This is a genomic window from Flavobacterium collinsii, from assembly GCF_946903285.1.
GTDB lineage: Bacteria > Bacteroidota > Bacteroidia > Flavobacteriales > Flavobacteriaceae > Flavobacterium > Flavobacterium collinsii.
On sequence record NZ_OX336425.1, the window covers coordinates 548,015 to 566,927 of the forward strand.

Genomic DNA, 18,913 nt, shown 5'->3' on the forward strand with positions numbered 1-18,913 from the left:
TAGAAGATATTTTGGTTTTGCCACAGATTATACGAATTAAAAAGATTTTAAACTCTAAACGTTAGAGGCACTCCAGTGCATCTTTGCAATCAAACTCTGTCGATAATTTTTGATTTGGAATTTGGGAATTTAAGAAATTGGAATTTATTTTTTATTTCCTCAATTCATCACTTGCTTTTCGATCCTCATCATAAGAATCGGTACGATAGTTTTCATCATCTCCTTCGAGAATCTTCAAATAACTATTGTAACGTGACCAAGCGATCTCATCTCGTTCTAAAGCAGCTTTGATCGCACAATGTGGTTCTTCTTTGTGCAAACAGTTGTTAAATTTACATTGATCCTTTAATCTGAAAAACTCAGGGAAATAACCACTGATTTCAGAAGGCTCCATGTCAACAATTCCAAAACCTTTAATTCCCGGTGTGTCGATAATTTTTGCATTAAAAGACAAATCATACATTTCGGCAAAAGTGGTGGTATGCTGCCCTTGTTTACTGGCCTCCGAAATGGTTTTGGTTTTAAGATGTAAAGAAGGCTCCATTGCATTTACCAAAGTCGATTTTCCCACACCGGAATGTCCGGAAAACATACTTACTTTACCGATCATCATTTCTTTTAACTCTTCAACACCTTTCATTTCTGTCGAAGAAACACGAAGACATTTATAGCCTATTTGCTGATAGACATATTGCATATACAATTGATCTTCAAGTGTAGCTTCATCAAAAGTATCGATTTTATTAAAAACCAAAATAGTTTCGATATTATACGCCTCGGCAGTAACCAGAAAACGGTCAATAAAGTTAAAGGTAGTAGGCGGATTATTAATCGTAATCAATAAAAACACACGATCGATGTTAGATGCAATAATATGCATTTGATGCGATAGGTTAACCGATTTACGAACGATGTAATTCTTTCTTTCGTGAATATTAAAAATCGTTCCGGTTACAGCATCTGAAGTTTCCTCCAGTTCATAATCGACAATATCGCCTACAGCAATAGGATTGGTACTTTTAATACCTTTCATCCTAAACTTCCCTTTCATACGGCATTCTATAAAATCGCCATTTTCTGATTTTACAGTATACCAACTTCCTGTAGATTTATATACGAGTCCTGTCATTCTTTAATTTTAGATTGCTGATTTTAGATTTTAGATTACGCTTTGAACTAAAAAATAAAAGGCAAAATTACGTTTTTAGAATTGAACAACGCAATTTCGCCTTTTAAAATTAAAAAACAGACGCTAAAATTGACTCATTTACCAAACAATTTCGGCTAAAATTTCATTTTCTTTTATTTTTCCTAGCTGAATCGTTTTTAAAGTTTTTGTAGTTTTCCCAGCTCTTGAAGTATATATTTCTACCATAACAGTTGCAGGACCACTTTCAGTTAATTCTCTTTCGCCAAAATAATTGGTTTTTATTTGATATTTTCCTTTAAGAGCATTTCGAATTAAATATTGTTCAGGTCCGTAACCTTGCGTGAAATCCTTCGAAAACCTTGCGCCGGCTTGTGTTTCTTTATGTGCATAATAACATTCTTCACCATTTGGCTCAATAATATGCAAATCAAGATCGACATCCATTAAATTCCAGTTCATAATTATTCTGATATCAACCGGCATTTTTGCCAAATATTTTTTATCGAGTTTGCCCGTTTTCAAACCTTTGTGTTCAATTGTCAAACGATTAATGTCCATTAAAATAATATCTTCTACACCTTCGTATTGTCCGCTCATTTCTCCGTAATAATTTACTTCCAAGGCTTTAATCAATTGATCAAAAGCTTCCTGATACATTCCTGCATCTTCAAGAGCCAAAGCATAATCTCTTAAACTTTGTGGTTCGTGCGCTCTCCATTTTGCAATTTGTCTTGCAGTAAATAATGCATCTTCATAATCCTGCCATTGGCGTAAAGTATAGGTAAGTGTTTTATAAAGCTGATGATTTTCTAAACCTAAATCGGCAATAGTACTAATGATTTGTAATGCTTTTGTAACATCACCCTGATTGTAGAAAAAATGTGCCACATCAAAATAAAAACTTGGATTTCTTTCCTGCCCGTTCCTAAGTTCAAAATACAATTCGTATTGTTTTTCTTTTGGTGCAGATGCCAAAGCTTTTAAATACAAACGATCCGGATTCCAGGTTTTAGGTTCACTTTCTATTCTGTTTAATTCACCATCTTCATCGTCGTCCTCGCTATCTGAATCTTTTTTAGAATCGAAATTAACCTCACTTTCGCTACCTACAGTCTTATCACTACTTATTGATGGAGAGATTTGAACTCCAACCACTTTACCAGCAAGAGCCTCCTGAATATCATTATTTTTAGAAATACTTTCAGCCGCTACTGATTGTGAAGAATAAGAAACAGATCTTTTTTGTGTTGTCGCATATCCTGTAACAACAACCTCATTTAGTGATTGCGAATATTCTTTTAACTGAACTCTAATTTGATTGTTTCTACCCACATTTAATTGATAAGGCTCAAATCCAATATAACTAAAGTTAAGAGTACTATTCTCGGCTGCTCTAATTACAAATTTACCATCAAAATCAGCAACAACTCCTTCTCTTTCTCCTCCTATTGTTACAGTCACACCTGGTAAAGGTATTCCTTCCTGATCTACAACAATACCTTCAACTTTACCTGCCGCAACACTTGTGCTTCTGGTTGAAACTGCACTTGAACTTCTGCTTGAACTTTCGCTTACTGCATTATTATCTGATCGGCTAGGTTTTTTAACTTTTGGCTTCGGTAACGGTTTTGGAACAGAATATTTTACATCTTTTTTCCACCAATTATTTAAACCTTCAAAATAGCTTTCAATACTTTCCCAATTATTTTTTTGCTGCGCCAAAGTATTAGCATTTTCCTGTTTTTTAATTCGGTCAAATTCGGCACGCAATTCTGTTGGCGGAATAATATCATAAGAAATATAATCACGAATATCTTCCAGAACAATCAACGAAGTATTCTTTGTAATGATTCCGTATTTCTTGCCCAGAAGCTCGATTTCATCTGCATTTTTGTCATATTGAAAATCAAGATTGGCAATTTTTTTCTGTGCCCAAAGCTTCTCAATATTTACTTCTTTTGTATTTTGAATACTGCCATCTAAAATTATTTTTCGTTCTAAAACAGCTTCGTTATTATAACCAAACAACAACGTAATTTCATTTTTTGGTTTTAAGGAAATCCCTGAGAAACTAAAACTTCCGGAGGCCGAAGTTCCCGGCATCGGAAACAAATCAGTCACTGTATAATTCTCTTTTATTCCTAAAAACTTCAAATTTGTATTCACCAATTTATCTAAAGCATTTTCCTGATTAACCTGATTTAAATTGATAAAACTACCGCCTGTTTGCATCGCCGAATAATTTAGGAAAGAAAAATCAGCAGAAACAGATGATGTAATCGTATAAATTGGCTTTTTAGTTTTTGGCAAAACATTGTCGCTTAAAGATGATAATCCATCCGAAAAAAGCAAAAACTCATCATGAGGCAAAAGATTTATTTTAGAAAATCTTGTTCCTCCATCGTACTTGGCATTTTCTAATACGGTTTTTAACTCAGACCAATTTCCGCTTGTAATGGTATATTCTTTTTGTTTTTCGAAAGTATAATTCAAAAAGTATAAGGTTACTTTTGTATTTTTTATTTTCTGAAAATAAGCATCAAGCAAAGCCATTTCCTTTTTTAAGTCTCTCGTTTTACAACTCAACGAATTATCCCAAATTAAACCAATCGAAGCTGGATTTTTCTTTGCTCTTTTATTGCCTTCTATAAAAGTATTTCCGTAAAAATAATGCTGACCGCTAACATCCTGCATCAATACACTTGGAATGTTCTGCTGAATTGGAATTTTAAAAACTAATTTCTCAGTAGGCTGATAATTTTCTTTTTTGATAGAAGTCTGAAAAGATTGATTCCATTTTGAAAAAGCAATTTCATCACCTGAATTTTCTGCCACAATTGGAGCAGCTTCAGTTCCTAAAATCGAAACATTCATCTCAAACTGATCCAGTTTTTTAGGATAACGACTTACTAATTGGTACACCAAATTATTTTTATCGAATGCCGAAAGTTCTTCTTCGTAACCTATTATAACAGTTCGTTCTCCGTTTGGCATCAACGGATAAATTCTGGTTCTAAAATTATTCCCATCTACTTTCTCCAGTAGTCCCGGATCAACACGACGGTGTTCGATAGCTTCAAAAACCTGTTTGCCTTTATTTTTATTTACCGGAACAGCTTCACGCATTTTTCCGTTAATATCAATAGCATATCTGGAAACGGAGACATTCTCTGGTAAGGGAAAAATAAGTTCTGCTTCCATCTGACGGGTTCCTGAATTAAAAAAATGCATTTCGGCAGTAGTGTAAGCAATATTACCCACCACTTTTACATTAACAATTAATTTATTCATTCTCACTTTTTCAGCTTCATCGCCTTTCACCGTTAGTTCGGGACTTTGCGCAAAAGATTTTGCTCCTAAAAACAACAAGAAATAAAACAATACATTCAAATTAATTTGAAGAATATTCGGTACAGACAAAAACAATTTTGACTTCATGATACGAAAATTTAGGTTTATACTTTTATAGAGAACAAAAAACATCAAAAGGTTGGGAAGGTACTATTTATTTCAAAAAAAAATCTCCAAAGCCCGAAAGCAAAGGAGATTTAATGTAAAAAAACAATCTATTTTTAAAATGATGACATAAGACAGTCATAGAACAGAGTTAAAAAAAACTCCAATTAACTTATATCCCTTATATGTTTTTAGAAAAAACTATGCATTGAATACTTTTTCCTGATGACCAATACTTTCCTGGTGGATTGCCTTAAACATTCTCAAAACAAACTCTTCTGTAAGTCCTTTTTTCTCACCTTCCAAAATCATTTTTCCAAGGATTTCATTCCAACGGTTGTTTTGAAGAATTGCAACGTTTGCATCTTTCTTCACCTGTCCAATTTCATCCGCTACTTTCATACGTTTTCCTAGCAACTCTAATAAGTTAGCATCTAAAACGTCGATATTCGCTCTTAATTTTTTCATTTTTTGGTTGTACTCATCTGTAGTATCATCCGTTTTTCTGATTGTCAAATCTTTAATGATCTGTTTCAATGCATCTGGAGTTACTTGTTGAGCAGCATCAGACCATGCGTTGTCCGGATCGTAGTGCGTTTCGATAATCATACCATCGTAATTCAAATCTAAAGCCTCTTGCGTTACTTCAAAAATCATGTTACGATTTCCTGTAATATGAGACGGGTCGATGATTAATGGCAGATCAGGGAATTTATTTTGCAATTCGATAGCAATTTGCCATTCCGGAATATTTCTGTATTTTGTTTTTTCGTAAGTCGAAAATCCTCTGTGAATCACTCCTAACTTCTCAATTCCGGCCATGTGTAAACGCTCAACACCACCTAACCATAAAGCTAAATCAGGGTTTACAGGATTTTTAACCAAGACGATTTTATCAGTCCCTTTCAAAGTATCAGCAATTTCCTGAACTGCAAAAGGGTTTGCAGTTGTACGGGCACCAACCCATAAAACGTCTATATCATGTTCTAAGGCCAATTTACAATGTGCTGCAGTTGCAACCTCAGTTCCCATCAACAAACCGGTTTCTTTCTTTGCTTTTTGCAACCATTTCAAACCAATTTCTCCAACACCTTCAAATCCTCCCGGACGCGTTCTTGGTTTCCAGATTCCTGCTCTGAATACACTAACTTTTGAATCTTTCAATTCGTGTGCAATCTTCAATACCTGATCTTCTGTTTCTGCACTGCATGGTCCTGCAATTACAAGTGGGTGATTTAAATTGAAATCTTCTAACCACTTTCTCATTTCTTTTTTATTTTCCATCTTTATTATAGTTTTATTTTTTAATTGTTAATCCGTTTAGTATCTCTTTAATTTTATTGGTGCTTTCCATTTCTTCAAAAATGGCACTGTAATCTTCTTCTTTCAGCAAATCCCTAAACCGACTGAGATTTGAAATATATTCTTCTAATGTTTCCAGAACATATTCTTTGTTTTGCTTAAAAATTGGCGTCCACATTGCAGGCGAGCTTTTAGCTAAACGAACGGTACTTTCAAATCCGCTTCCAGCCATATCAAAAATATCCTGTTCGTCTTTTTCTTTATTCATTACCGTTTTTCCTAGCATAAATGAGCTAATGTGTGACAAATGCGAAACGTAAGCAATATGTTTGTCGTGTGAAATTGGATCCATATAGCGTATCCTCATTCCTATTTCGGCAAAAAGCTTTAACGCCTTTTCCTGCAGTTTAAAAGTAGTTTTTTCCACTTCGCAAATAATGTTTGTTTTTCCTTTAAACAAACCTTTAATCGCCGCTGAAGGCCCTGAGAACTCTGTTCCGGCAATTGGATGCGTGGCAATAAAATTCCTCCTTTTCGGGTGGCTCGCTACTGCATCACAGATTGGTTTTTTCGTCGACCCCACTTCAAAAACGATTGTTTTGTCGCCCACCAAATCCAGTACTTTAGGCAAAACGGCAAGTGCCACATCTACAGGAACCGAAACAATGACAAAATCTGCTCCCGCCAAATCTTCAAAACTTCCTGCTTCGTCGATAACTCCTAAATCAATGGCTTCCTGTAAGTGTTTTTCGTTACTGTCAATTCCAAAAATGGTCGAATCAGGATGTTGATCCTTGATGTCCAGCACCATCGAACCGCCTATTAATCCTATTCCTATTACGTATACTTTCATATTTTTTTTATTCCAAAATTCTAAATCCCAAATCCCAACTAAAAAAGCTTCGACTCCGCTCAGCCTGACAATCTGGATAAAAATCTTGATTCTTGATTCTAAAATCTTAATACTTAAAATCGCTCTATTGCTTCTTGTACTTTTTCCTCTTTCACACACAATGAGAATCTGATATAACCTTCACCGTTGCTTCCAAAAATGGTTCCCGGCGTGATGAAAATATCTTTCTCATATAATATCTCGTCAATGAACTTTTCTGATGATTCAATTCCTTCCGGAAGTTTTGCCCAAACAAAAAGTCCAACCCCCTCTTTATACACTTTGCAGCCTAATTTTTCGGCTAACTTTTCCGTTAGTTCTCTACGGCGTCTGTAAATTTTGTTTTGATCTTCAAACCATGATTTATCACAATTCAAAGCTGCTACTGCACCCTTTTGAATTCCGTAGAACATACCGCTATCCATGTTACTTTTTACTTTTAGAATTGCATCAATAATTTCAGGATTTCCTAAAACCATCCCCACTCTCCAGCCTGCCATGTTAAACGTTTTACTTAATGAATTCAATTCTAAAGCCACTTCTTTTGCACCGTCAATTTGCAATAAACTCATTGGGTTATCATTCAAAACAAAACTATACGGATTATCGTTAACTAATAATATCTTGTGTTTTTTAGCAAAAGCAACCAATTTTTCAAATAACGCCAGACTTCCCCTTGCTCCTGTTGGCATGTGCGGGTAGCCCAACCACATAATTTTTACTTTCTCCAGCTCTAATTTTTCTAAAGCTTCAAAATCCGGCTCCCACGCATTTGCTTCTGTCAAATCATAATAAACCGGAACTGCCCCAACCAAATTGGTTACCGAAGTATAAGTTGGGTAACCCGGATTCGGAATTAAAACATGATCGCCTTCATTTAAAAACGCCAACGAGATATGCATTATTCCTTCTTTCGAACCCATCAAAGGTAAAATTTCATTATTCGGATTCAACGCAACACCAAACTGGTTCTGATAAAAATCAGCCATTCCTTTTCTCAATTCCGGCAATCCCTGATAACTCTGATAGCCATGTCCGTTTTCATCCTGAATTGCTGCGGCTACCGCTTCAATTACTGCTTTTGACGGACTCAAATCAGGGCTTCCGATTCCCATATTGATAATAGGTTTTCCTTCAGATTGCAGTTGACGAACTTCTCTTAATTTTGAGGAGAAGTAGTATTCTTCAACTGTATCTAATCGTTTTGCTGTTGTTATCATTTTTTTTCTGCTTTAGGCTTTAAGCTATATGCTTTAGGCACTTTTTAAATTTTCTAATTTTAAGGCTTCGACTTCGCTAAGCCTGATAATCTAATTTTAAACCTTTGGTATTTGGAATTTCAGTATTGAAATTTCCTTTTTTAAGGCTTGGTATTTTTATATTCTCCTAATACTTTAAAAAATTCTGCCATAATGTTTAATAACGATTTGGCTTTTGCAAAATCTTCGTATTTCTCGAATGTTACGTCTACGAAAAACGAATATTTCCAGGGTGTTTCAATTTTTGGAAGCGATTGAATTTTTGTCAAATTCAATTTGCAGTCACTCATTACATTTAAGACTGCTGCCAAACTTCCTCTTTTGTGATCCAGTTCAAATTTGATCGATGCTCTGTTGATTTCATTTTCGGGCAGAAATGAATTCTGTTTTTTAATAATCACAAAACGGGTCATGTTGTTTTTGATCGTTTGAATTTCAGGAGCGATAATCTCTAAATTGTACATTTCAGAAGCCGTTTTACTGGCTATCGCTGCAATTCCTGTCAATTGTTTTTCCTGAATTCTTCTGGCAGTCTCAGCCGTATCTTTATCCTCAACCAACTTAATGTTTGGATATTGTTTCAGGAAATCCATACATTGTAACAAGGCCATCGGATGCGAATGAACCTCTTTTATATCTTCAATTTTCTGCCCTTTTAAAACCATTAAGTTTTGATGAATGTTCAAATAATGCTCTCCAATAATGTGAATATTATTCTTGTCAATCAAAGCATAATTCGGAATAATTGGCCCTGCAATCGAGTTTTCAATCGCCATTACTGCCTGATCCGATTTTCCCGAAAGCAGACTATCGATTAATTCTTCAAAAGATAAACATTCATCAATATCCACATTTTCAGAGAAATACTCCTTCACTACCTGATGATGAAAAGATCCTTTAATACCTTGTATTGCAATTTTCGTTGTCATATATTCAAAAAAAAATCCTGATTTGCATCAGGATTGTATATTAGTTTTATTTGTATTTTAATTTTCTCAAATAACCATAGCACAATCCTCACTTCTACTAAAGAAGAAATAAAAAGAGTTGCTAAAATAAAAACGGTTATTAGTCATTTTGTTTGTGTTTTTCAATAAATTCTTTGCGAATGTATAAATTATTTTTACTGTACCAAAAAAAATAATACATTTTATGAAACAAAAAAGGATTTCTTAACAAATTTATGATGTTTTGTACGATAATATAAAAATATCCGCTTAAAATGAGATATTTACAATTGCGTTTTTGAAAAACTCTAAGTTTTATTTGCCACGAATTCCCGAATTAGTGCAAGTCATTGTCATTTTACAATTCAATTTCCCGAATTAAATCAATGTTTTCGTTACTCCTAGCCATTCCGAGGAATGACAAACTAGACGAAAATATCGTTATGTAAATAATTAGCCTAGCCCCGATTGAAGTGGAAATCCTTTTGTGCCGGGGTTCGGCACAAAAGATTGTAACGAAAAGCGGGAATAGCTTCTAAAAAACTAAAACAATCCAGAAACCGGTGCATTCTTAATCCCAATTTTAGTATAATCAAAATTCATTTTTTGCTGTAGTAATGAAGCATAAACACTTCTGAAATCAATTTCATATTTTAAATCCCCATTATCCAAATTAGATAAATCAGGGTTCTTACCTAAAATTGTTCCTCGGTTGTTTCCGCCAATTATAAACATTGGCGCGGCAGTTCCATGATCTGTACCGTTTCCATTATCTTTTACACGTCTTCCAAATTCAGAAAACACCACAACTGTTACATTCTCTAGCAACTTTGACTGTTTCAAATCCTGGTAAAAACTGTACAAAGCGTCGTTCAAATCCGCTAATTTCTTTTCGTGTATAGCAAGTTGATTGTCATGCGTATCAAATCCGCCTAACGAAGTATAGTACACTTTTGAATTTAAGTTTCCTTTGATCAGTCGACCAATCCACTCCAGGTTCTTAGACAATTCTGTCTTAGGATAACTAATTTCCGACTTGGATTTCGCCAATGCTTTCTGAATTTCATCAGATCCTTCTGTAACCGAATTGGCTATTTTTCGAACAAAATCCAATTGCGGATTATCAGACAAGGTTACATTTTCTTCTTTATCAGATTTCACTTTAAATCGATTTGGATCTTTTACCGTGATAGAATTGGGTTCATTTCCTTTCAACGCCAGATTATCTATCGAATCCAGATTTATTCCTGCAGTTGCCTGATGCCCGTTGCACTGCAAATCTAAATAACGTCCCAACCAGCCTTCATTAATGTATTTATTAGAATCTGTGGCCGTTTGCCAAATTTCCTGACTTCTAAAATGTGACCGAATAGGTTCGGGATATCCAACATTCTGAATTACGGTCAGATCACCATTTTGCTGCATTTGAGCAAAATCCTTTAAAGCCGGATGAAAAGCCATTCCTTTATTTTTCCCAATGACAGTATCCTTATTCAAAGCTATTTTAGTACGTAAATCATAATACAATGGATTATCATACGGAATAAAAGTATTCAAACCGTCATTTCCTCCATTTAACTGAACAAACACAACACATTGCTCGCCGATTATCAGATTACCCTGCGAACCAAATGCATGTAAAAAATCAGGAAGCACCAGCATTCCGCCGGTAAGAGTTCCTGTAAGCGTTAGAAAATTTCTTCTGTTCATAATTACAACTTTCTAAATTAATTGATATTCGGGCAGTTTGGTTATATAATTAAAGAGTCGGATTACAGCAAAATTGGCATGCTCCTCCTTTGGATCAAAATCGTATTTAAGTAAGTTCTCCATGTCTTTTTGCATCGAATCATTTACTTTGAACAATAACGTGTTTGACAGATCAGTGATGATCGTTTTGTTATTTCCGTTGGTATCAAAGTCAATTTTTACTTCAACTTTTTCAAATTCTGATTTTGGTTTTTCAGTGTCAGTAGTCATCGTATTCAGAACTTTTCGGGTAATAGTTCTCCCACTGCAAAGCAAATCGGCGGTATTGTTGCGCTGCAGGTAAATTTGAGAGGTCAGCCAGGAATTGCCCCCATCCCAACCTTTTACATTAACCTGGTTGTATAAATCCATTCCTTGCTGCTTCAGAAAGAACAGAATCATCCCATCGTCAAGATCATCAATATGCAACTCATCCAGTAACTGCAAAATATAAACTAAAGGATCTTTGATTTTTGTTCCTGAGTTTTCTTTTTTATATTCTTCGGTAAAAATCTTGGTCAATAAAGGCTGGATTTCAAATTTCACTTTTCTAAAATAATCCCCATAATAAGTCACCAGATCTTCGGGTGGATTGTCATACACAAACCATTCGAGGATTTTCCGGGTAATCAGGTACGGAATATTTTTCTGTTCAAAAATAATATCGACCAAATCGTCCACTTTCCAGTTTCCGGTTTTACCAAAATAGGTTTTATCACTGTCATCTTCAGCAAACTTCCTGTAGGCAGCTCTGTTGTCTCCATAATTTAGCCCTGCCAAAGCTCTTGCTCCGTTTTTAATATCGCTTTCGGTATAGTTTCCGATTCCGATGGTGAACAATTCCAATAATTCGCGACTGAGGTTCTCGTTGTACTTCCCTTTTTTGTTATCGACATTATCAAGGTATTTCACCATTGCATTCGATTTTAGGATTTGCTTGGTGAGTTCTTTAAAGTTTCCAAAAGCATGTTCCCGCAAAATCATATTGTGCTGGTAAATCCAGTAATTGACTTTTACCTTCTGCGTGGTGGATACAAAGTGATTGTGCCAGAAGCAAACCATATTTTCACGTAGCGGAAATTCATCATTACGCATTTTGCCAATCCACCACTTTTTTAATTCTACTGCCGAATAGATTTCTTTCTTTAGGACTTTCTTTTTTTCTTCTGAATCTGCGGTTTTAATCGATTCGCGAAGCTCTTTGAGTTCTAATAATGTCTTAGGATCATCCTCTAAAAAAGCGGGGAGCTGTGTGTCAAATTTGGATTCATAGGAATGTTTTAGAAATTTTTCTAATCCCAGTTTTTCAATTGCATCGGATTCTTTTCCGGAAAAACCCAATCGTAACGACCAAAGATTGCTTTTTTTCATAATTCAGAAATTATTACAATAAGACTTGACTTTCTCTTAAAGGTTTAATGGAAGGTTCTGAGGTACTTAAATACTAAGGTGCTAAGTTTTAAAATCTTTGGTAATTCTTAAAACGGGGGATTTTTGAGGATATTGCATTGTATTTGAATTGTCAGCAGCTTTAACTGAAAGTTAAAATACAATCATAGAAAAACTTTAGTTAAAACATTTCGGCTAAAGCCATCTTAAAAAAACTGAAAACCTCCAACTAAAGCTGGAAGCAATCCACCACCTCATTTCTCTATCCTGACAATAAAAATAGTCTCCATAAAAAAAGCAGCTATCGAAACGATAACTGCTTTTATAAATTAAGAAAAAATCTTTCTTCTTTATTCTATTCTCTTTATTCTAATAAAAAATTAAGATCCACACATTTCGCAATCTTCAGGGTCTGCTGCTTGTGCTTTTAAAAGCATTGCTTTATAATCCTCAACGCTGATTGCTTCCGTTTCTGCAACTAATGTTGGAGCTGTTTCTTCTTTTTTATCGTTGTTCAGCGTGAACTTAATGGCATCAACTGCTGATTTTGTTCTTAGGTAATACATTCCTGTTTTTAAACCTGATTGCCAAGCGTAGAAGTGCATTGATGTTAATTTAGAATAGTTAGCATCTTGCATGAACAAGTTCAAAGACTGTGATTGATCAATGAAGTAACCTCTTTGGCGTGACATATCGATAATGTCTTTCATCGACATCTCCCAAACTGTTTTATAAAGATCTTTCAGCTCTTGCGGAATAATATCAATATTTTGAACTGATCCGTTATGACGCATAATTTCCTGTTTCAAATCTTCGTTCCATAAACCAAGTTTTACTAAATCTTCCAGTAAGTGCTTGTTTACTACGATGAATTCTCCAGACAATACACGACGTGTGTAAATGTTTGATGTATAAGGTTCGAAAGCTTCGTTATTTCCAAGAATCTGTGAAGTCGAAGCAGTTGGCATTGGCGCTACTAACAATGAGTTACGAACCCCATGCTCCATAACTTCTTTTCTTAAAGATGCCCAGTCCCAACGACCTGATAATTCTTCATCTTTCAATCCCCACATATTGTATTGAAATTCCCCTTGAGACATTGGAGAACCTGCAAAAGTTGAATACGGTCCTTCTTCTTTCGCCATTTCCATAGAAGCGGTTACGGCTGCGAAGTATAATGTTTCGAAAATTTCCTGATTTAATGCTTTTGCCTCATCACTTGTAAAAGGCATACGCAACATGATAAAAGCATCTGCCAAACCTTGCACCCCTAATCCTACCGGACGGTGACGAAGGTTAGAGTTTTCTGCTTCTTTAACAGGATAGTAATTTCTGTCGATTACTTTGTTTAGGTTACGAGTTACACGTTTGGTAACATTGTAAAGTGCTTCGTGATCGAATTTACCGTTATCAATAAACATTGGCAACGAAATAGAAGCCAGGTTACAAACTGCAATTTCATCTTTAGAAGTATACTCCATAATTTCAGTACACAAGTTAGACGAACGAATAGTTCCTAAGTTCTTGTGGTTTGATTTACGGTTTGCCGCATCTTTATACAGCATATAAGGCGTTCCTGTTTCGATTTGTGATTCCAGAATTTTCTCCCATAGCTCACGAGCACGGATTGTTTTTCTACCTTTTCCTCTAAATTCATAATCCAGATACAATGCTTCAAACTCTTCTCCATAAACATCATACAGACCAGGACACTCGTTAGGACACATTAAAGTCCAGGTGGTATCTTCCTGTACACGTTTCATGAATAAATCAGAAGTCCACATTGCGAAGAATAAATCCCTTGCACGCATTTCTTCTTTTCCTGTATTTTTCTTTAAATCCAAGAATTCGAAAATATCAGCATGCCAGGTTTCGATGTAAATAGCAAAACTTCCTTTACGTTTTCCACCACCCTGATCTACATAACGAGCAGTATCGTTGAATACTCTCAACATCGGAACAATTCCGTTTGAAGTTCCGTTTGTACCGCGAATGTACGATCCGGTCGCACGAACGTTATGAATTGAAAGGCCAATTCCTCCCGCTGATTGCGAGATTTTAGCGGTTTGTTTTAAAGTATCATAAATACCATCAATACTATCATCCTGCATGGCCAAAAGGAAACAAGAAGACATTTGAGGTTTTGGAGTTCCTGCATTGAACAACGTTGGTGTTGCATGCGTGAAGAACTTTTTAGACATTAAGTCGTACGTCTCAATTACAGATTTTAAATCATCAAGGTGAATACCAACCGAAACACGCATCAACATATGTTGTGGTCTTTCAACGATTTTACCATTAATTTTCAGCAAGTAAGAACGCTCTAAAGTTTTAAAACCAAAATAGTCGTAATTAAAATCTCTTGTATAAATGATATGAGAATCTAAGAAAGCTGAGTTTTCCTGAATTACTTTAAATACTTCATCCGAAAGTAACGGAGCATCCTGTCCATTTCTTGGATTTACGTAATTGTACATATCTTTCATCGTTTCTGAGAACGATTTCTTGGTATTTGAATGTAGATTTGAAATTGCCACACGCGCTGCCAGTTGTGCATAATCAGGATGCGCAATAGTCATAGAAGCCGCCGTTTCTGCTGCAAGATTATCTAATTCAGAAGTCGAAACCCCGTCATACAATCCCTCGATAACTCTCATGGCTACCTTAACAGGATCTACAAGTTCATTTAAACCGTAACACAATTTTTTGATTCTTTCTGTAATCTTATCAAACATTACCGGCTCTTTATGGCCATCTCTTTTTACTACATACATAAGCTTACTATTTTAGTTATTGAAAAAATGAAAGACTCTGGAATAACGATTTCCAAAGCTTAAACATTGTGTGTTTCTTAATTATTTTTTGAGAATTGTAGGATTCTCAATAGTTGTCTGTTTCCAATCCGAAAAACAGATTGAAAGGCATTAAAAATTGTTCTTGAATCAACGATTTGGGATGAAGATTCAATCTTAAAAATGATTTATTTTTTTAGTGTTTTTTAGTGTCCACTAAAACTATTCTTGTTGTCTAAAAATCTGCATCAAATGAAATTTTCTGAGCATCACTGTCTGTGTTCATTACACCTGACTTTTGATACTCCGCAACACGTTTTTCAAAGAAATTGGTTTTTCCCTGAAGAGAGATCATGTCCATGAAATCAAACGGATTCGCTGATCCATACACACGCTCACAACCTAATTCTACTAATAATCGATCTGCAACAAACTCTAAATATTGCGTCATTAAAGTAGCATTCATTCCTATTAAGCTTACCGGAAGAGATTCTGTAACAAACTCTCTTTCGATATTTAAAGCATCAACAATGATTTCTTTAATTCTGTCTTTTGGTACTTTATTTACCAGGTGATGATTGTGCAGGTGTACTGCGAAATCACAGTGTACGCCTTCATCACGTGAAATCAACTCGTTCGAAAAAGTCAAACCTGGCATTAAACCACGTTTTTTTAACCAATAAATAGAACAGAAAGCACCTGAGAAAAAGATCCCTTCCACTGCTGCAAAAGCAATTAGTCTTTCGGCAAATGAATCGGATTCGATCCATTTTAAAGCCCATTCCGCTTTTTTACCAATCGCAGGAAAAACTTCCAAAGCATTAAACAATTCTGCTTTCTCCGCTTCATCTTTTACATAAGTATCAATTAACAAAGAATACGTTTCACTATGTATATTTTCCATCATGATCTGGAAACCATAGAAAAATTTAGCTTCGGCATATTGAACTTCATTTACAAAGTTCTCAGCAAGGTTTTCATTTACAATTCCATCAGAAGCTGCAAAGAATGCTAAAATGTGTTTGATAAAATATCTTTCGTCGTCACTTAACTTATTATTCCAATCCGTCAAATCCTGGTGCAAATCGATTTCTTCTGCAGTCCAGAAACTAGCCTCCATCTTTTTGTACCATTCCCAAATATCATGATGTTTAATAGGAAAAATAACGAAACGATTTTTATTTTCTTGTAATATTGGCTCGACTTGTGACATGAAATTTTGCTTTAATTTTTATACTAAATTTTTGCTAATTCAGTAGACTACAAAGATTGTCATTTGTTGCCAAAAATAAAAGCCAAACTTATTCACAATCGGACGTAGTTTTTAACAACAGTAGAAAATTGAGATATTTTTCATACAACAATTAAAATACTGTAAATGAGTAAATTAATCCTTACATTTACTGCTCATTTTGCTGTAGAATATAGACTTTTTAAAATAAAAAGCAAGAAATTTTTAAATGTTTTTAAAAGTTTTTTCCCGACTTCTTCTCTCTTTTTTAATCAAATTTTGAGGACTTCCCAGCAACGGTGATGGCTACCGATTTTTTAAGATTTTTTAAGTTCTTCTGCAACTTTTTCAAGCTCTAAATACCAGTCTTGTCCAAAGCGACGAATTAGCGCCTCTTTGACAAATTTATACACCGGAACCTCCAACTCTTTACCTAACGAACAGGCATCGTCGCAAATATCCCACTTATCGTAATTCACTGCAGCGAACTCTGTAAAGTCCTTCACTCGTATTGGATATAAATGACAGGAAACCGGTTTTTTCCAATCTACGATTCCCTGATTATATGCCTGCTCAATTCCGCAAAGCGCAGTCTTGCCATCAAAAATAACGTAGGCACAATCTTTATTATCAATCAAAGTCGTTTCAAGATCACCATCCGTCCCCTTTACCCAGGTTCCCTGAGCTTCGATCGCGGCAATTCCTTCTTTTCGCAGGAAGGGTTTTACTTTAGGGTAAATTTCTTCCAGAATTTTAGTTTCCGCTTCATTCAAAGGCGCACCGGCATCTCCGTCAACACAACAGGCTCCTTTACAAGCTGACAAGTTGCACACAAATTCTTTTTCAAGAATATCTTCTGAAATAATGGTTTTTCCTAATTGAAACATGATACTTAAATACTGTAATTTATAAAGTGCAAAGATACGCAAAGAAAGCAGATATTCCTTTTATTCTTTCTTCGCTCTTATCCGACAAGATTCTGCACAAGCGGCATCTATGAATCTTTTGCAAAAAACAGCCTCAATACTTTACGCCAAACGCCTTGCAAATATGCAAAACAACCGACTTATTGTTACAAAAATCATTTTTTTAAGCAGATATACGTGTTTTTATAACAAAAATACCCGTCGTTTCATATATCCTAAAAAAGCATTAACTTTATTATCTACTTTTGCACATCTCTTAACTCTAAATAAAAAAATTATGTTAGAAATTGATTTTAAGGAAATTATCACTGTTGGAATGGTACTTTTTGCCGTAATCGATATTGTAGGATCAATTCCGATTATTATCAATTTAAGAGCAAAGGTAGGACATATCGAATCTGAGAAAGCTTCAATCGTTGCCGGTTTGATTATGATTACTTTTCTTTTTATCGGAGAGGGTTTCCTGCAGCTTATTGGAATTGACGTACACTCCTTTGCTGTTGCAGGCTCATTTGTATTATTCTTTTTAGCGCTGGAAATGATTCTAGGTATTCGAATCTATCGCGACGAAGAACCAGGGTCGGCTTCTATTGTCCCTTTGGCTTTTCCGTTAATTGCAGGTGCCGGTACAATGACTACTTTACTATCGCTTCGCTCTCAATTTCACACGATTAACATCGTCATTGCAATTCTACTGAATATTTTTCTGGTATACTTTGTTTTGAAATCTTCTAAAAAAATAGAAAATTTATTAGGAGAAAACGGACTCGGTGTAGTTCGCAAGACATTTGGAGTCATACTTTTAGCAATTGCTGTTAAATTATTTGCTGCGAATGTTAAAGGTTTGTTTGTCTAACATTTATTTTTATAAATTTACCCCATAAAATTTCTAAAATACAACTTTAAGATATTTTTCACATCTCAAGGTTCTACTTTATTATTTTAGACAAACAAACAACCATTATGAAAATCTTTACTTCCATCTTAGTGCTTCTGGCATTAGCTTTAATCGTTTTTAATATTACGTTGCTAGACTTCAAAAATCCTTTTCAGGGAGACAGTGTAGTAGCTTTTATTGGAATCGCAGCTTCATTTTGTGCCGTTTTAATTCTTTTGATTTTTAGAATCTCAAAAAGAATTGAAGAAAAAACAAACGGACGATAACAATATGTTTGACGTTTTAATTATTGGCGGAGGTGTTTCAGGCATGTCTTGCGCCCTCGTCTTGGGATCAGCTAAAAACAAAGCTTTTGTAACCGATAAAAAAATCGGAATTTTTACACACCAAAAAAACTCTTCACTTCAAGAGGCCATTTTTTACAATGCTTATGGCATTACACCCGGAAAACTAGGATCTGATTTACTTCTGGAAAGCACAAAGGATTTAGCCAGTAGTTATCCGCACATCGCTCAGATTGAAAATGAAAAAGTAGCTAAAATCGAAGGTTCTTACCCTGATTTTACAATAACTACTAACAAAAACTCTTATAAAACAAAAAATATCGTCATAGGAATTGGCTCTGCAAATACTTTTGACATAGAGGGCTTAATGCAGTATATCGAACCTCATAAAAAAGCACTTCCCGAAAAACAACGCATCCAGCTTAAAAACGACGACCACAAAGTAGCCGACGGTATTTATGTTATTGGAACTTTAGCAGGATGGAGAAGTCAGTTAGCGATTGCAGCCGGAAGCGGCGCTGCTGTAGCCACAGATATTCTAACTTTATGGAACAACGGCGTGCAGACTCATGCACACGACAGCATTCGATAAAACAAACCTCTATAGGTTAAACAAAATAAAACCATTAAGAAATTAA

At 35.1% G+C, this 18,913-nt stretch carries 14 protein-coding genes; 3 read left to right on the plus strand and 11 right to left on the minus strand.

Annotated elements, in window-relative coordinates; all coding sequences use genetic code 11:
* Positions 1–151 precede the first annotated feature (151 nt).
* From rsgA to OGZ34_RS02565, 11 genes are all read right to left on the minus strand, one after another.
* Positions 152–1,129 carry a ribosome small subunit-dependent GTPase A gene (gene rsgA, locus OGZ34_RS02515; protein ID WP_173965939.1) on the minus strand — a complete coding sequence of 326 codons (978 nt, stop codon included), beginning with the start codon at positions 1,127–1,129 and terminating at the stop codon, positions 152–154.
* A gap of 138 nt (positions 1,130–1,267) precedes the next feature.
* Positions 1,268–4,588, minus strand: a complete 3,321-nt coding sequence (locus OGZ34_RS02520) for a VIT domain-containing protein (protein WP_263362035.1) — start codon at positions 4,586–4,588, stop codon at positions 1,268–1,270.
* Positions 4,589–4,807: 219 nt separating this feature from the next.
* On the minus strand, positions 4,808–5,890 hold the full coding sequence (locus tag OGZ34_RS02525) for a bifunctional 3-deoxy-7-phosphoheptulonate synthase/chorismate mutase type II (protein ID WP_173965941.1): 1,083 nt from the start codon (positions 5,888–5,890) through the stop codon (positions 4,808–4,810).
* 13 nt (positions 5,891–5,903) lie between these two features.
* Entirely contained in the window at positions 5,904–6,761 is an 858-nt protein-coding gene (locus OGZ34_RS02530) for a prephenate dehydrogenase (protein WP_263362036.1), read from the minus strand.
* Between the two features lie 113 nt (positions 6,762–6,874).
* Positions 6,875–8,020, minus strand: a complete 1,146-nt coding sequence (locus tag OGZ34_RS02535; protein ID WP_263362037.1) for a pyridoxal phosphate-dependent aminotransferase — start codon at positions 8,018–8,020, stop codon at positions 6,875–6,877.
* A gap of 140 nt (positions 8,021–8,160) precedes the next feature.
* Complete coding sequence (locus tag OGZ34_RS02540; protein WP_263362038.1) at positions 8,161–8,988, minus strand: prephenate dehydratase; 828 nt, start codon at positions 8,986–8,988, stop codon at positions 8,161–8,163.
* Positions 8,989–9,549: 561 nt separating this feature from the next.
* On the minus strand, positions 9,550–10,716 hold the full coding sequence (locus OGZ34_RS02545) for a DUF1501 domain-containing protein (RefSeq protein ID WP_263362039.1): 1,167 nt from the start codon (positions 10,714–10,716) through the stop codon (positions 9,550–9,552).
* Positions 10,717–10,728: 12 nt separating this feature from the next.
* Complete coding sequence (locus tag OGZ34_RS02550; protein WP_263362040.1) at positions 10,729–12,126, minus strand: DUF1800 domain-containing protein; 1,398 nt, start codon at positions 12,124–12,126, stop codon at positions 10,729–10,731.
* 398 nt (positions 12,127–12,524) lie between these two features.
* A complete protein-coding gene (locus OGZ34_RS02555) occupies positions 12,525–14,918 on the minus strand; it encodes a ribonucleoside-diphosphate reductase subunit alpha (RefSeq protein ID WP_173965947.1) in 2,394 nt (797 codons plus the stop codon).
* Between the two features lie 253 nt (positions 14,919–15,171).
* A complete protein-coding gene (locus tag OGZ34_RS02560; RefSeq protein WP_089054274.1) occupies positions 15,172–16,149 on the minus strand; it encodes a ribonucleotide-diphosphate reductase subunit beta in 978 nt (325 codons plus the stop codon).
* A gap of 335 nt (positions 16,150–16,484) precedes the next feature.
* Positions 16,485–17,054 (minus strand): DUF3109 family protein, encoded by a 570-nt coding sequence (locus OGZ34_RS02565; RefSeq protein ID WP_173965948.1) that lies wholly within the window; start codon positions 17,052–17,054, stop codon positions 16,485–16,487.
* Positions 17,055–17,370: 316 nt separating this feature from the next.
* Here OGZ34_RS02565 and OGZ34_RS02570 point away from each other — a divergent pair, with 316 nt between their 5' ends.
* The 3 genes from OGZ34_RS02570 to OGZ34_RS02580 all read left to right on the plus strand — a co-directional run bounded on the left by OGZ34_RS02570 (position 17,371) and on the right by OGZ34_RS02580 (position 18,867).
* The gene (locus tag OGZ34_RS02570; RefSeq protein WP_173965949.1) at positions 17,371–17,949 is read left to right on the plus strand and encodes a MarC family protein; all 579 of its coding nucleotides are present in this window, start codon (positions 17,371–17,373) and stop codon (positions 17,947–17,949) included.
* A 107-nt stretch (positions 17,950–18,056) separates the two neighbouring features.
* Positions 18,057–18,257: a hypothetical protein gene (locus tag OGZ34_RS02575; RefSeq protein WP_017496183.1), complete on the plus strand. Its 201-nt coding sequence runs from the start codon at positions 18,057–18,059 to the stop codon at positions 18,255–18,257.
* A gap of 4 nt (positions 18,258–18,261) precedes the next feature.
* Positions 18,262–18,867 (plus strand): FAD-dependent oxidoreductase, encoded by a 606-nt coding sequence (locus OGZ34_RS02580; RefSeq protein WP_173966038.1) that lies wholly within the window; start codon positions 18,262–18,264, stop codon positions 18,865–18,867.
* Positions 18,868–18,913 lie beyond the last annotated feature (46 nt).